The organism is Vibrio coralliirubri (genome assembly GCF_024347375.1).
Classification (GTDB): Bacteria; Pseudomonadota; Gammaproteobacteria; order Enterobacterales; family Vibrionaceae; genus Vibrio; species Vibrio coralliirubri.
The window spans coordinates 3,370,414-3,384,352 of record NZ_AP025470.1 but is presented as its reverse complement, the minus strand read 5'-3'; the positions used below and the strand labels follow the sequence as shown (position 1 = coordinate 3,384,352).

General features: G+C 44.5%; 16 protein-coding genes. 12 read left to right on the top strand and 4 right to left on the bottom strand.

All coding sequences use genetic code 11. From position 1 onward, the window contains the following. Nucleotides 1–73 precede the first annotated feature (73 nt). From rlmB to rplI, 4 genes are all read left to right on the top strand, one after another. The gene (rlmB, locus tag OCV20_RS15250; protein ID WP_017063180.1) at nucleotides 74–814 is read left to right on the top strand and encodes a 23S rRNA (guanosine(2251)-2'-O)-methyltransferase RlmB; all 741 of its coding nucleotides are present in this window, start codon (nucleotides 74–76) and stop codon (nucleotides 812–814) included. 292 nt (nucleotides 815–1,106) lie between these two features. After that, complete coding sequence (rpsF, locus tag OCV20_RS15245; protein ID WP_004741278.1) at nucleotides 1,107–1,496, top strand: 30S ribosomal protein S6; 390 nt, start codon at nucleotides 1,107–1,109, stop codon at nucleotides 1,494–1,496. A gap of 112 nt (nucleotides 1,497–1,608) precedes the next feature. Beyond that, nucleotides 1,609–1,836, top strand: coding sequence for a 30S ribosomal protein S18 (gene rpsR, locus OCV20_RS15240; protein WP_000090472.1), 228 nt, complete (start codon nucleotides 1,609–1,611; stop codon nucleotides 1,834–1,836). A gap of 38 nt (nucleotides 1,837–1,874) precedes the next feature. Then, on the top strand, nucleotides 1,875–2,327 hold the full coding sequence (rplI, locus tag OCV20_RS15235; RefSeq protein WP_048610692.1) for a 50S ribosomal protein L9: 453 nt from the start codon (nucleotides 1,875–1,877) through the stop codon (nucleotides 2,325–2,327). A gap of 180 nt (nucleotides 2,328–2,507) precedes the next feature. On the opposite strand, the gene OCV20_RS15230 is transcribed toward rplI, so the two are convergent. Then, nucleotides 2,508–3,392, bottom strand: a complete 885-nt coding sequence (locus tag OCV20_RS15230; RefSeq protein WP_086774848.1) for a DUF481 domain-containing protein — start codon at nucleotides 3,390–3,392, stop codon at nucleotides 2,508–2,510. 176 nt (nucleotides 3,393–3,568) lie between these two features. On the opposite strand from OCV20_RS15230, the gene OCV20_RS15225 reads away from it, so the two are divergent. The 3 genes from OCV20_RS15225 to OCV20_RS15215 are packed head-to-tail and all read left to right on the top strand — an operon-like array spanning nucleotide 3,569 to nucleotide 7,281. Next, the gene (locus OCV20_RS15225; RefSeq protein ID WP_016767560.1) at nucleotides 3,569–4,960 is read left to right on the top strand and encodes a replicative DNA helicase; all 1,392 of its coding nucleotides are present in this window, start codon (nucleotides 3,569–3,571) and stop codon (nucleotides 4,958–4,960) included. Nucleotides 4,961–4,966: 6 nt separating this feature from the next. Continuing rightward, the gene (gene alr / locus OCV20_RS15220; protein WP_086774849.1) at nucleotides 4,967–6,052 is read left to right on the top strand and encodes an alanine racemase; all 1,086 of its coding nucleotides are present in this window, start codon (nucleotides 4,967–4,969) and stop codon (nucleotides 6,050–6,052) included. A gap of 23 nt (nucleotides 6,053–6,075) precedes the next feature. Continuing rightward, entirely contained in the window at nucleotides 6,076–7,281 is a 1,206-nt protein-coding gene (locus OCV20_RS15215; protein WP_086774850.1) for a BamA/TamA family outer membrane protein, read from the top strand. A 132-nt stretch (nucleotides 7,282–7,413) separates the two neighbouring features. On the opposite strand, the gene OCV20_RS15210 is transcribed toward OCV20_RS15215, so the two are convergent. Beyond that, the gene (locus tag OCV20_RS15210; RefSeq protein WP_004735849.1) at nucleotides 7,414–7,833 is read right to left on the bottom strand and encodes a secondary thiamine-phosphate synthase enzyme YjbQ; all 420 of its coding nucleotides are present in this window, start codon (nucleotides 7,831–7,833) and stop codon (nucleotides 7,414–7,416) included. A 326-nt stretch (nucleotides 7,834–8,159) separates the two neighbouring features. Here OCV20_RS15210 and pgi point away from each other — a divergent pair, with 326 nt between their 5' ends. Beyond that, nucleotides 8,160–9,812 carry a glucose-6-phosphate isomerase gene (gene pgi / locus OCV20_RS15205; RefSeq protein ID WP_048610687.1) on the top strand — a complete coding sequence of 551 codons (1,653 nt, stop codon included), beginning with the start codon at nucleotides 8,160–8,162 and terminating at the stop codon, nucleotides 9,810–9,812. Nucleotides 9,813–9,965: 153 nt separating this feature from the next. Here pgi and OCV20_RS15200 read toward each other — a convergent pair whose 3' ends face one another. Further along, entirely contained in the window at nucleotides 9,966–10,427 is a 462-nt protein-coding gene (locus OCV20_RS15200) for a chemotaxis protein CheX (protein ID WP_017059940.1), read from the bottom strand. A 17-nt stretch (nucleotides 10,428–10,444) separates the two neighbouring features. After that, complete coding sequence (zur, locus tag OCV20_RS15195; protein WP_017059941.1) at nucleotides 10,445–10,903, bottom strand: zinc uptake transcriptional repressor Zur; 459 nt, start codon at nucleotides 10,901–10,903, stop codon at nucleotides 10,445–10,447. A gap of 313 nt (nucleotides 10,904–11,216) precedes the next feature. Here zur and dusA point away from each other — a divergent pair, with 313 nt between their 5' ends. The 4 genes from dusA to OCV20_RS15175 all read left to right on the top strand — a co-directional run bounded on the left by dusA (nucleotide 11,217) and on the right by OCV20_RS15175 (nucleotide 13,865). Beyond that, nucleotides 11,217–12,197, top strand: coding sequence for a tRNA dihydrouridine(20/20a) synthase DusA (gene dusA, locus OCV20_RS15190; RefSeq protein WP_017063186.1), 981 nt, complete (start codon nucleotides 11,217–11,219; stop codon nucleotides 12,195–12,197). 206 nt (nucleotides 12,198–12,403) lie between these two features. Beyond that, nucleotides 12,404–12,625 (top strand): envelope stress response protein PspG, encoded by a 222-nt coding sequence (gene pspG, locus OCV20_RS15185; protein WP_017059950.1) that lies wholly within the window; start codon nucleotides 12,404–12,406, stop codon nucleotides 12,623–12,625. 114 nt (nucleotides 12,626–12,739) lie between these two features. After that, nucleotides 12,740–13,432, top strand: coding sequence for a TIGR04219 family outer membrane beta-barrel protein (locus tag OCV20_RS15180; protein ID WP_019822273.1), 693 nt, complete (start codon nucleotides 12,740–12,742; stop codon nucleotides 13,430–13,432). Nucleotides 13,433–13,634: 202 nt separating this feature from the next. Further along, on the top strand, nucleotides 13,635–13,865 hold the full coding sequence (locus tag OCV20_RS15175; RefSeq protein ID WP_086774851.1) for a hypothetical protein: 231 nt from the start codon (nucleotides 13,635–13,637) through the stop codon (nucleotides 13,863–13,865). The last annotated feature ends 74 nt before the right edge of the window (nucleotides 13,866–13,939 follow it).

Here is a 13,939-nt window from a genome sequence, read left to right as displayed (position 1 = left end):
AATGAACAACACAGAGAGGGATGCATCGGCATTGATGTCATTCTTCTCTGAGCAATAAGAGTAACTTGAGACAATGAGTAACGAATTTATTTACGGTATTCACGCGGTGAAAGCCGTACTAGAAAAAGATCCTGCACGTTTTATCGAAGCGTATGTACTGAAAGGTCGCCAAGACGAGCGACTTCTTCCATTACTGAACCAACTGCAACAGTTTGGTGTGTCGATTCAGCAGATGGGTCGTAAGCCGTTGGATGAAAAAGCACAAGGTGCGAATCACCAAGGTCTTATTGCTAAGGTGAAGCCTGCTAAGCAGCTTAATGAAACTCACCTAGACGATATCCTAGCACAGCACGAACAGCCTTTGCTGTTGGTTCTAGATGGCGTAACAGACCCTCATAACCTAGGCGCTTGTCTGCGTAACGCGGATGCCGCAGGTGTTGCTGCTGTTATTGTACCGAAAGATCGCTCTTCGCCGTTAACCGCAACGGTAAGCAAGGTTGCGTGTGGTGCGGCTGAAACGGTTCCGTTAGTACGTGTAACAAACCTAGCTCGCACAATGCGTGCACTGCAAGAGCAGGGCGTATGGTTTGTGGGTACGGCAGGTGAAGCAACACATGATATCTATCAAGCGAAGCTAACAGGCCCTCTTGCGGTAGTTATGGGTGCAGAAGGTGACGGTATGCGTCGTCTAACGCGTGAAACCTGTGATGACCTAATTAAGATCCCAATGGCAGGCAGCGTGTCGAGCCTAAACGTTTCGGTAGCATCAGGCATCTGTCTGTTCGAAGCGGTACGTCAGCGCCTAGCTCAATAGTGTAAAGCTGAGTTAAAAGACAAAACGACTTTAAGTCTATGAATTTATTAACGCTCACCACTTGTTGGTGGGCGTTTGTTTTTAGGGCATAGAGTGACAAATTGACAGAATCACAGATGGCTAGATGGCGAAAGGAAAACTGTCTCATTATTCGCCAAATACCGCTTGCCAATACAGGGTTCTTTCTATAATATTTGCCGTCCTTAAAACTCGGTCATTTATCTTTAGTTCCTTGCTTCCTCTGGACGACCGGGCCACTCGTGGAAGCTAATAATCCGTAAGGAGCAACCAAATGCGTCATTACGAAATCGTATTCATGGTTCACCCTGATCAAAGCGAGCAAGTTGCTGGCATGATCGAGCGTTACACTGGTTCTATCACTGAAGCTGGCGGTACTATCCACCGTCTAGAAGACTGGGGTCGTCGTCAAATGGCTTACCCAATCAACAAGCTTCACAAAGCTCACTACGTTCTTATGAACGTTGAAGCTGGTCAAGAAGTGATTGACGAGCTAGAAACTGCTTTCCGTTTCAACGATGCAGTTCTACGTAACATGATCATGCGCACTAAAGGCGCTGTGACTGAGCAATCTATTATGCTTAAGCAAAAAGAAGAGCGTGCAGAGCGTGCTCCTCGTCGCGAAGAGCGTACAGAAGCTAAACCAGAAGCAGCTGCTGAGTAATTCTTTTTTGGCTTAACGCCTTAAAAAATTCTCAACTTGTTTTAGGTCATTGATAGTTATTTCGATAATTGTGAAAGACCGCTTTACTAAATTTAAGATCAGGAGATAGCCCATGGCTCGTTTCTTCCGTCGTCGTAAATTCTGCCGTTTCACTGCAGAAGGCGTACAAGAGATTGACTACAAAGACGTAGCAACTCTTAAAAACTACATCACTGAAGCTGGTAAAATCGTACCTAGCCGTATCACTGGTACAAGCGCTAAGTACCAGCGTCAACTAGCTCGCGCTATCAAGCGTTCTCGTTACCTAGCTCTACTACCGTACACTGACAAGCATCAGTAATCGGTAATAGTTAATAATAGTTTAAGAGGACTAAGATAATGCAAGTTATTCTACTTGATAAGATCGGTAACCTAGGTGGCCTTGGCGACCAAGTAAACGTTAAATCTGGTTACGCTCGTAACTTCCTTATCCCACAGGGTAAAGCAGTTATGGCAACTAAAGACAACGTTGCTATGTTCGAAACTCGTCGTGCTGAACTAGAAGCTAAAGTTGCTGAGCAACTAGCTGCTGCTGAAGCTCGTGCAGAGAACGTTAACACTCTAGAAGGCGTTTCAATCGCTTCTAAAGCTGGTGACGAAGGTAAACTATTCGGTTCTATCGGTACTCGTGACATCGCTGACGCTATTACAGCGGCAGGTGTTGCAGTAGCTAAGAGCGAAGTACGCCTACCTGAAGGCGCTCTACGTAACATCGGCGAATTCGAAGTAAGCATCCAACTTCACTCTGAAGTTTTTGCTACTGCGAAAATCGCTATCGTTGCAGCTGAGTAATTTCAGTACCAAGACGAATTCTTTCTTTTGAAAGTTTTAAACACCAGCTTCGGCTGGTGTTTTTTTATGTCTGAAATATAGGAAAGAACAAGGGAGGGCTACAATAGGTAAAAAGCTTACGGTGATCCATAAGCTGTTATTGCTGAACAAGCCGTTCTGAAGGTTAGAGGTGGCCTAAGATTAGAACTGGAAGAGCAAGTTGATAGATAGAACAGAGTCTTCTTTGCTTAACCCTTCAGGCACTTTATCGTGGTACTGGCGAGAGTGAGCGATCTTCAGCGCGATATTGTCAGTAATATCGTTGATGGCTTCTAGTTCAGTATCAAACTTTAGGTTACTGTGACCAGAGACAAGCGTCACGTCGGCCTTGAGCTGCAAATTCTTCAACACCTGCCATGACGTATTCACGTTGCCACGGAAAATTGCCTCTTCAACAATCTCAGGGAAGATGATGTCATCGTCGTCTAATTCATCAAGGTTAGGTTCTTGGTAACGAAAACCTGGGCCCACTTCGACTTCCAACACAAACTCTTCGGTATTCGAAAACTGGTAACCCAGACCACTCGAAATTGTGTAGTCCTTAAAGTAAGCACTGTATCGCGAGTCGACTCCTTTAAAGCTGCCGTAAAGGTAGGTTTTAGGGCTTAACTTGTAGTCACTCTGAGCTGAGTAAGTCGATTGTCTTTTATCTTCTTCGCCATCTTTGTAGAGGTTGTAGTATTTCCATTCACCACTGGTTCTATGACGGCCAGCCGTGTACTCACCGTTAAGGCGTGCGTTAAGCGATCGTGAATCAGAGTTACCAGTATGCGACTGATATCCAAATTCGACTTCCGTTTTTAGCGGGCTCGGCAGTTCTGTATCACTAGTATCATTCGGTGCGATATCCATATCTTTTTCTTCAGGTGTCGGTGCAACGACGATCGGCTCAGCAGTAGGTTCTGGAACTACTATAGAGTCGAGGATTGCATCAACAGAGGCTTTAGCATCATCAGCTAAGGCCATCGGAGCGCTCAGGAGACCAGTGCTTAGAAGACCAGTGCTCAGAGCCAATAATTTGGACACGCATACCTCTAGTTATACAGTGAGTGAATGGCAGGATCGTAATGCTACCCTTGGTTAATTCCGTCAGCAATAGGTAAATTCTTCCTGAAGAATAAAACAAACTCATAGGATCGGATTACAAACGGATGTTCTTGGGTATAATGAACGATCATTATTAGTTATTGAGTGTAGTCATAGTGGATACCAAAAGTCAGAAATCAGCCAACGATCAGGTGGACGCCATCAAGGTCCCGCCACATTCATTAGAAGCTGAGCAATCTGTTATTGGCGGTTTGTTATTGGATAACGAACGCTGGGATACGGTTGCCGAAAAGGTTGTGGCCAAAGACTTTTATAGCCGTCCTCACCGTCTGATCTTTGAAGCGGTAAAGGATATCCTTGAAGAAAGTTCTCCTCTGGATCTTATTACACTCTCTGAACATTTAGAGCTGCGTGAGCAACTTGAAGAAGTGGGTGGCTTTGCTTACCTAGCTGACCTAGCGAAAAACACACCAAGTGCCGCAAACATCAATGCGTATGCGGATATCGTGGCGCAACGTGCACTTGTTCGTAGCCTGATTGGTGTCGCGAATGAGATTGCTGATTCTGGTTATGACCCTCAAGGTCGTACATCGGAAGAACTTGTTGATCTGGCTGAGAGTAAAGTCTTCGCGATTGCCGAAGGCCGTGCAAGTGAAAACGAAGGTCCACAAAACGTTGATAGCATTCTAGAGAAGACACTAGAGCGTATCGAGATCCTGTACAAAACGCCGCAAGATGGTGTGACAGGTGTCGATACGGGTTTCAACGACCTCAATAAGAAAACAGCAGGTCTACAAGGCTCTGACTTAATTATTGTTGCTGCTCGTCCATCGATGGGTAAAACCACGTTTGCGATGAACTTGTGTGAAAACGCAGCAATGAAGCAAGACAAACCGGTTTTAATCTTCTCGCTAGAGATGCCAGCCGAACAGCTGATGATGCGTATGCTTGCGTCACTTTCTCGCGTAGACCAAACCAAGATTCGTACTGGCCAGTTAGACGATGAAGATTGGGCTCGTATTTCGTCGAGTATGGGTATTCTGATGGATAAGAAGAATATGTATATCGATGACAGCTCGGGTCTAACGCCAACAGAGGTGCGTTCTCGTGCTCGACGTATCGCTCGTGAACACGATGGTATCTCTATGATCATGATAGATTACCTTCAATTAATGCGTGTACCCTCGTTATCTGATAACCGTACTCTTGAGATCGCCGAGATTTCTCGCTCATTGAAAGCGCTGGCAAAAGAGCTGAACGTTCCTGTTGTAGCACTTTCTCAGCTTAACCGTTCCCTAGAGCAACGTGCTGATAAGCGCCCAGTAAACTCGGACTTGCGTGAATCAGGTTCGATTGAGCAAGATGCCGATTTGATCATGTTCATCTATCGTGATGAGGTTTATAACCCAGATAGCTCATTGAAAGGCATTGCTGAGATTATCCTTGGTAAGCAACGTAACGGTCCGATCGGTTCGGTTCGTCTTACGTTCCAAGGCCAACACTCCCGATTTGATAACTATGCAGGCCCTGCATTTGATGATGAGTAATCGCTAATGACTTACATGAAAGCGGCGACGGCGAGCATTGACTTAAACGCGCTCGAACATAACCTGAACCAGATAAAGTCGAAGGCTCCTCTGTGCAAGGTCATGTCTGTTGTGAAAGCCAATGGCTACGGACACGGCTTACTGCATATCGCCAAGCATTCAAAAAGCTCTGATGCTTTTGGTGTGGCGCGTATTGAAGAAGCGTTACAACTTCGTGCTGGTGGCATTGTTAAACCTATTTTGTTGCTGGAAGGTTTTTACTCTTCGGGCGATTTACCAATCTTGGTGACCAATAACATTCAAACTGTAGTGCATTGTGAAGAGCAATTAAGCGCGCTAGAGAATGCGGATTTGGAAACCCCCGTTGTGGTATGGCTAAAGGTCGACAGTGGTATGCACCGATTAGGTGTTCGTCCTGAACAATACCAAAACTTTGTTGAGCGTTTGCATCAATGTACGAATGTTGCCAAACCTCTACGTTACATGAGCCACTTCGGTTGTGCTGATGAGCTGGATAGAGCAACCACCGTTGAACAGACAGAGCTTTTCTTGTCGCTTACTGAAGGTTGTGAAGGTGAGCGTTCACTTGCTGCCTCGGCGGGTTTACTCGCTTGGCCAGACAGTCACCTTGATTGGGTTCGTCCGGGAATCATCTCTTACGGTGTCTCTCCGTTTGTGGATAAATCGGCGCAAGAGCTTGGCTTTTTGCCTGTGATGACCCTGACCTCACACCTAATTGCAGTTCGCGATGTGAAAGCCGGTGAAAGTGTGGGTTATGGCGGTAACTGGACCAGTGAACGTGATACCAAGGTTGGTGTTATCGCGATTGGTTATGGTGATGGTTATCCTCGTACTGCACCTAACGGTACTCCAGTGTTCGTTAACGGTCGAAAAGTACCGATCGCAGGACGTGTGTCAATGGACATGCTAACGGTTGATCTAGGCCCTGATGCGGCAGATAAAGTCGGCGATGAAGCGACTCTGTGGGGTAAAGATTTACCTTCAGAAGAAGTGGCTGAACATATCGGCACTATCGCTTACGAGTTAGTTACTAAGCTGACTTCGCGTGTTGCGATGGAGTATGTGAAGTAATCATGGGTCTTGAAAAGTAAATTATGTTCAAGCGAACGACTCGAAACTGGCTAATGTCTGTAATGACATTACTCGGTGTCAGCTTTTCTTCTTCCGCTGCGAGCGAAGAAAAAGATTCAGCCTTTGTCCCTTTCTACTTCAGCACCGAAACCATGGGTAACACCTTTGGGGTTGCGGGTGTCGCAAAGGGTGTTTGGCAACCTCAAGCCGCTCTGTTTGGTATGGCACTGTATTCGGACAAAGACAGTTACGTAGGCTTTCTATCGGCTTTTAACTATGCCTTGTCTGAGAACGTATTGTTTAGCACTCAGATGTATCAAGCGCGCTTCAATGACAACCCGTATTACATTGGTTCTCAAGGCGATAACGATTCATCTATCGATGACAAAACCATTGCCGATGGCTTAGAGCAAAACTATCAGTTTGAGTTTAAGTATTTGCTACCTTGGGGCAATGTTGCGGAGCATGGCTTGCTCGGCGCTTTTCAGCCAATCAAAGATGTGAGCTTTGCTTCGCCAGTCGAATCGGGTGTCAGTTCGATTCTATTTACGCCTTTTTATACCGCTCGTGAGTTGGAAGGTTTAAATAATACCGAGGAGGCGACAGGCTTTAGTTTGGCGTTTGATTGGGATAACCGTGATAGCACACGTAACCCAACCAGAGGTTCTCACACTAACCTTGAGTTCACCACAGGTGCAGATAGCTGGTCTAACGATGACTTATGGCTCAAGTGGACTTTCCAAAATAGTCAGTACTTTGCTTTAGGTCCTTTAGGGGACTTATTCGATCAACAAGTTTTAGCATTCGATTTCTATACGGCTGACACGCCAACGTGGGATAACTGCTCTGGGCAAGATTGTGCTCGTCCGCCAGAAACGGAGCAAGCTCGACTTGGTGGCTTGTATCGATTACGAGGTTATACCGGAGGTCGTTATCACGGTCGCTCTGCGGTTCATTACTCTGCTGAGTACCGAGTACTTCCAGATTGGCAACCACTTGGCGACATCCCGTTGATTAACTACTACGACTTGCCTTGGTGGCAATGGGTAGCGTTTGCTGAATTGGGGCGCGTTGCGGATGAGTACGACATCAAAACACTGCACTCGGACATGAAATGGAGCTTAGGTGGCGCGGTGCGTTTCCAAGTGGAAGGCATTGTTGTACGTGCTGAGTTGGCTCGAGGTGGTGACGAAGGGACCTTTAGGGTCATGATAAACCAGCCTTTCTAAGCCTATCTAAACTAAGCAAAGTTTTAGCCGTTAAATTTATCTTATTGTTAAAGGGTGATACATAATCGTGTCACCCTTTTTTGTACTTATCATGCTGTTTATTAAGAGCTTATTACTCTTTGGTTGTTATGATTACTCACCTTGAATAGTCGCAATCACAGTACGGCTTCCACCACAATCTCGATGCTCACCTAAGTAAATGCCCTGCCATGTTCCTAAAGCTAAACGACCGTTGCTAATCGGTATTGTCACACTGGTGCCAAGTGTCGATGCTTTAATGTGGGCAGGCATGTCATCATCGCCTTCATAGGTGTGTCTGTAGTAGGGCGCTCGCTCGGGAACAAACTTATTGAAGTGCGACTCCATATCAGTACGGACGGTAGGATCTGCGTTCTCGTTTAATGTGAGGCTGGCTGAGGTATGTTGGATAAAAAGATGTAATAAACCAACAGATAAAGAATTGATATCGTGTATCTGTTGTTCAATTTCATCAGTAATGAGATGAAATCCACGCTTTCGTGCATTTAGGTGTATAGTCTTCTGAATCCACATACGCCATCCTTTATAATGTATTTGGAAAAAAAGTGGTTTAACGCTATCTTTTGAACTTGAATTTATCAGGTATCGCTCACATTTAATTATGTTAGAGCTAGAGTCAGTACCGATTCTTGTATCAGGAAATCTAATCCTGATTTATCTCAAGGTACAGCTCTTCATATGCGGCATAATACGTCGTGAAAAAAAATTACAAAGAATCTTTCAGTGGTGACGCGGTTTGGTCATCACAGAAAAATATAAACTTTCGCCTAATCGGGGGTTCTATTCATCACCCAGGTGACGTTTAGAATAAAACCTACAGTAACATCGGGATAGATACCATGTTGAAAAATATCAACCCAACGCATACACAAGCGTGGAAAGCTCTAACTGCACATTTTGAGTCTGCTCAAGATATGGATATGAAAGAACTGTTTGCTCAAGATGCAAAGCGTTTCGAGAGCTTTTCTACTCGTTTCGGTTCTGACATCTTAGTGGATTACTCTAAGAACCTTATCGATGCTGAAACTATGCAGCACCTATTTGCTCTTGCGAACGAGACTGAAGTTAAGTCTGCAATTGAAGCAATGTTCGGTGGTGATGCAATCAACAAGACTGAAGGTCGTTCAGTACTTCACACTGCTCTACGTAACCGTAGCGACAACCCAGTAATGGTTGATGGCAAAGACGTAATGCCAGCAGTGAACGCAGTACTAGCAAAAATGGAACTGTTCACACACCGTATCGTTTCTGGTGAGTGGAAAGGTTACACAGGTAAAGAGATCACTGATGTAGTTAACATCGGTATCGGCGGTTCGGACCTTGGTCCATACATGGTGACTGAAGCTCTAACGCCATACAAAACTCGTCTAAACATGCACTTCGTTTCTAACGTAGATGGCACTCACATTGTTGAGACACTTAAGCCTCTTAACCCAGAAACAACGCTATTCTTAGTGGCATCTAAAACATTCACTACTCAAGAAACAATGACTAACGCGCACTCTGCTCGTGATTGGTTCTTGGCTGAAGCGGGTGATAACGCACACGTAGCTAAACACTTCGCAGCACTATCAACTAACGCAACTGCGGTCGCTGAGTTTGGTATTGATACTGACAACATGTTCGAATTTTGGGACTGGGTTGGTGGTCGTTACTCACTATGGTCTGCAATCGGTCTTTCTATCTCACTATCTGTTGGCTTTGATAACTTCGTAGAGCTGCTAGAAGGTGCTCACGAGATGGATAATCACTTTGCTTCAACTGAGTTTGAAAGCAACATTCCAGTAATCCTTGCGCTTATCGGTATTTGGTACAACAACTTCCACGGCGCTGAGTCAGAAGCAATTCTTCCTTACGATCAATACATGCACCGTTTTGCTGCTTACTTCCAGCAAGGCAACATGGAATCGAACGGTAAGTTTGTTGACCGTGAAGGCAACCCAGTAGAGTACCAAACAGGTCCTATCATCTGGGGCGAACCTGGTACAAACGGCCAGCACGCGTTCTACCAACTGATTCACCAAGGCACTAAGCTGATCCCATCAGACTTCATCGCGCCTGCTATCAGTCACAACCCAGCATCTGATCACCACCAGAAGCTAATGTCTAACTTCTTTGCTCAAACTGAAGCACTAGCATTCGGTAAGACAAAAGAGACAGTAGAAGCCGAATTCCTAGCGGCGGGTAAAACAGCTGAAGAAGTGGCTGAGCTAGTACCTTTCAAAGTATTTGAAGGTAACCGCCCAACGAACTCAATTCTTGTTAAGCAAATCAACCCTCGCTCTTTAGGTAACCTAATCGCGATGTACGAGCACAAGATCTTCGTTCAAGGCGTTATCTGGAACATCTTCAGCTTCGACCAATGGGGTGTAGAGCTTGGTAAGCAACTAGCAAACCAAATTCTTCCAGAGCTTGCTGATGATGCTCAAGTAACGTCTCACGACAGCTCAACGAACGGTCTAATCAACGCATTTAAAGCGCTTAAAGCTTAATTGAGTTGATAGCACCCAAAAAATGCCAACCTTCGGGTTGGCATTTTTGTATTTGTAGAGCAAGTAATGGTTAAATCGCAGGTAATAAAAAAGGCTGGCATTATGCCAACCTTTTTTGATTTGATACTCAGTACTGCTAGAAATAAACAGCTGTTATTCGAAACAGATCTCGATGAAAGCATTACCCCATTGAGATGAGAAAGGCATTATGATGATTGCCCCATCACACTTGTGACGAATCGTATGACCTTTACCGGAAACCACGATTGGCGTTGCCATATCGAAGTCAAAACCGCTTTCCGCAAGAATACGTTTTGCACCGCCAGTCACCATGTTAGTGATTTCACCCACCATATCGGTCACTTCTTCGTTGAGGCCGTTTGGTCGTTCACCGAGCATGTTTTCCATGATTTCGAGAGCGAGACCTTCATCAAAGGTGATCGACATAGAGCCACGAGACTGTGTACCAACCATACCAATTAGGCCGGATACATCACCACGAGCGATTTCATCTTTCTTAACTCTCGGTTTTTGTGGCTTCAATTCTAGAGAAGCCATCGTTTTTAATACGTTCATCAAAGAAGCTAAAAACGGGTTTACAAATTCAGCGCGCATAATGTTCTTCTATAATCTTATTCTTTCATCTCGGAGGAGCAAGATTGGCAAATGCCATGCGATTCAATGACATGATTCGTCAATTGAAAGCCATGCTTCTCAGCGTTACTGGCGAGTAGGGTGACAAGAGCATCGTCTTGCAGTTCTATCACAGTGCCACATTTATCGCAGATCAGTAGTTGGGAGAAATGTTTGTTGGCATTGCAAGAACAGCAGCATATGAAGCTATTGGTTGACTCAACTCGGTGAATGAAACCTTGTTCCAACAAGAAATCCAAAGCGCGATAAACTGTAGGAGGCTTGGCCTGCGGTTCACTGACTTTCAACTGCTCTAATAATTCATAAGCACTGGAGGCTTTTTTATTAGAGAGGATGAGCTCAAACACTCGCTTTCTTTGAGGTGTTAATCTAACGCCTCGCGATGCGCATATCCCTTCAACTTGCTCTATTAATGTGTGGTCCAAATTTTTCACCATTCAATCGGACATCCCTAATCAAACCTTATTTCTAGGTTACTACGTTTTGGGAGCCAATGATTTCTATTAAAGTCAGGTACAGAGCGTATTGTGACCCACGACTTTGAATAAGACAAGGTAACTCAAAATGACAGTGTGACTCAAGGCATAACTGATTAATGAGGTTGAATTAGAGATCTGGTGAATAGGTTTATAAAAAAGTGTGAGGCAAAGTTCATATAGCACAAATAGGGCATAGCATTTACAATAGCCGACCTTGCTTTTGCTGGGTATTCCAGCATATTTTTTTGACTCGCTACTAGGGTACTTTGCCATGACACATTCATGTAGGTTGTCCGTCGCTCCAATGCTCGATTGGACTGACCGCCACTGTCGTTACTTTCACCGTTTGCTTTCTCAGCAGACTCTTCTGTACACGGAAATGGTAACAACGGGCGCGATCTTACATGGTAAGGGCGACTTCCTAGAATATAACGAGCAAGAACATCCCCTTGCACTTCAACTCGGAGGTTCAAACCCGGTTGATCTTGCTGCTTGTGCGAAACTTGCTGGTGAGCGTGGTTACGATGAAGTGAACCTTAACGTAGGTTGTCCTTCAGACCGAGTTCAGAATGGTCGCTTTGGTGCATGCTTGATGGCTGAGCCAGAGTTGGTGGCAGATTGTGTGTCGGCGATGAAAGAAGTCACTGATATCCCAATTACCGTGAAAACGCGTATCGGTATCGATGACCAAGACTCTTATGAGTTTTTAACTAAGTTTGTTTCGACGGTTTCTGAAAAAGGTGGCTGTGAGCAATTTACTATCCATGCGCGTAAAGCATGGTTGAGTGGTCTTAGCCCGAAAGAGAACCGTGAGATCCCACCGCTAGATTACGATCGTGCATATCAAATCAAGAAAGACTTCTCTGATCTGGTGATTGCCGTGAATGGTGGCATTACTACTCTTGAGCAAACTAAAGAGCACTTGCAACACCTTGATGGTGTGATGATCGGCCGTGAGGCTTACCATAGCCCGTTTATCTTGGCTGAAGTCGATCAGCAGATCTTTGGTTTAGACACGCCAATCAAGAAGCGCTCACAAGTGGTTGAAGAGATGTACCCGTACATCGAACGTGAACTTTCAAATGGCGCAAGCTTAGGACATATCTCTCGTCATATGCTTGGTTTGTTCCAAAGCATGCCTGGTGCAAGGCAATGGCGTCGCTACATCAGTGAAAATGCACATAAGAAAGGTGCAGGTATCGAAGTGATGCAAACGGCATTGGCTAAGATCCCTAAAGAGTTAAATGTTTAATCTCCCTCTAAGTTAAAAGCTTAAGGCTAAATTCGCCATTAGAGGCCAAATTTACCACCACAAGTTTCCGAAAAGCCATGCATGAAGATGTGTGGCTTTTTATTTATCTGATAAATAAGGGTTTTGTTGGATTGGCATACTTGGTATGGAAGCTGCAATGTTAGAAAGTAGGAAAGATAGGTCATTAACTCATTAGGGAGACCATTATGTTTGAATTAATCTTTGTTCTTATTTTCGTCGCAACTCTACTTGTCACTGGTATCACGTTTATGACGGTATTGGCTGCAACCGGAGTCGCGTTATTAGTCATGTTGGTCTTAGGTATGATGGGCGTCGTGTTTAAGTTACTGCCTTGGTTGATCGTGATTGCAATCGGTGTGTGGTTTTTCAAAAACTTTGTACACAGTTCTAACCAGAGACGTTACTAAGGTCATAGTGCCGTCAAATCTTTACTCGTCAGCGGTTTATCGTTTGAGAATTTAAGATGTGTGGTAGAATTTTCCCCAATAATCTATGAATGTGCATACAATTAGCACTACGATATGGAATTGGAGCTATCTCAAATGAATAAAATGCCATTAATTGCTTTAGTGGGAATGCTATCTTTAAGTTCAGCAGTGTCTGCTGCGGAAGAGTTTTCTTACACGGCTAAAGTCGGTGCCGATATGTGGTGGGGAAGTACAAAGCTAAACGAAGTTAGACAAGATGACGACTCTAACTCACCTTCGTTGTATTTCGCATTTGAGCATAATGCCCCAATGCTCCCAAATGCTAGCTTCCGTTATACCTCTATTGATGCGGACTCGTTGGCTTTTGATAAGTACGACTACACGTTTTACTACACACTGTTAGAGCACAAGTTGATGAACTTCGATGCTGGTGTGACGTTTACTCAATACTCAAACTCTAATTACATTGAACCAAAAGCGACGGGTGCGAAAACATCGACGTTTGATGAGTTCACGTGGAGCTTCTACGGTAACGCAGAGATCAATGTGCCGGACACCAACTTCGATATCATTGGTACGATGGAGTTCGGTGATAGCAGTGGTATCAAGAGCACTGACTTGATGGCGGGTGTTCAATATCGAATCCCTGTATCAGAATCTGAAATTGCCCTGCGTGGTGGTTACCGTGTTATCGACCTAGATTCGGATGAGTTCTTTAGCTCAGAACTAGGCAAGAGTTTTGTCATGGTCGATGGTTGGTTTGCTGGTGCTGAAGTGCGCTTCTAGGCCATATAAAGCAAATTTAGTACGAATTTTAAGAACGCCACTTTATTAAGTGGCGTTTTTTTATATCTATCGGTTACTTGGGTATATATCTTTCTGGAATTAGTTAGCACATTCATCACTTTCGACCATCCTTATTACAGAGAGCTAATTTGCGTCTATTCTTATAAGGTCTATGTAGTGAGGTCAAAGCAAGGGATGGAATATGACACTCAATGAATTACGAAATTTATATAGAGAAAACATGCTGGTTGAAGCCATCATAGAGCCCTCAATTCAAGAAGGGTCTTGGGTTGTGGAGTTTCGTCATATGGGCGGTGGCTTTGTTCTGCTTACGGATGTTCATGGTGAAGAGTGTCATTATGCGGATTTAGACTTAGCATCTAAGTCGGCAATGGCGGTTGGCTTTCAGCAAGTACGCATTGAAAACCAGTAAGACAATTTACGTTTCAATCGGTTTTTACTTCCAAAAAGTTATAAAACATACTTTTCTATTCTTTCTTGTTATTA

Coding starts and splice junctions, on each gene's coding strand:
- rlmB (WP_017063180.1), top strand. CDS start 74: ATGAGTAACGAATTTATTTACGGTATTCACGCGGTGAAAGCCGTACTA.
- rpsF (WP_004741278.1), top strand. CDS start 1,107: ATGCGTCATTACGAAATCGTATTCATGGTTCACCCTGATCAAAGCGAG.
- rpsR (WP_000090472.1), top strand. CDS start 1,609: ATGGCTCGTTTCTTCCGTCGTCGTAAATTCTGCCGTTTCACTGCAGAA.
- rplI (WP_048610692.1), top strand. CDS start 1,875: ATGCAAGTTATTCTACTTGATAAGATCGGTAACCTAGGTGGCCTTGGC.
- alr (WP_086774849.1), top strand. CDS start 4,967: ATGACTTACATGAAAGCGGCGACGGCGAGCATTGACTTAAACGCGCTC.
- OCV20_RS15215 (WP_086774850.1), top strand. CDS start 6,076: ATGTTCAAGCGAACGACTCGAAACTGGCTAATGTCTGTAATGACATTA.
- OCV20_RS15210 (WP_004735849.1), bottom strand. CDS start 7,833: ATGTGGATTCAGAAGACTATACACCTAAATGCACGAAAGCGTGGATTT.
- pgi (WP_048610687.1), top strand. CDS start 8,160: ATGTTGAAAAATATCAACCCAACGCATACACAAGCGTGGAAAGCTCTA.
- OCV20_RS15200 (WP_017059940.1), bottom strand. CDS start 10,427: ATGCGCGCTGAATTTGTAAACCCGTTTTTAGCTTCTTTGATGAACGTA.
- zur (WP_017059941.1), bottom strand. CDS start 10,903: ATGGTGAAAAATTTGGACCACACATTAATAGAGCAAGTTGAAGGGATA.
- dusA (WP_017063186.1), top strand. CDS start 11,217: ATGACACATTCATGTAGGTTGTCCGTCGCTCCAATGCTCGATTGGACT.
- pspG (WP_017059950.1), top strand. CDS start 12,404: ATGTTTGAATTAATCTTTGTTCTTATTTTCGTCGCAACTCTACTTGTC.
- OCV20_RS15180 (WP_019822273.1), top strand. CDS start 12,740: ATGGAATTGGAGCTATCTCAAATGAATAAAATGCCATTAATTGCTTTA.
- OCV20_RS15175 (WP_086774851.1), top strand. CDS start 13,635: ATGACACTCAATGAATTACGAAATTTATATAGAGAAAACATGCTGGTT.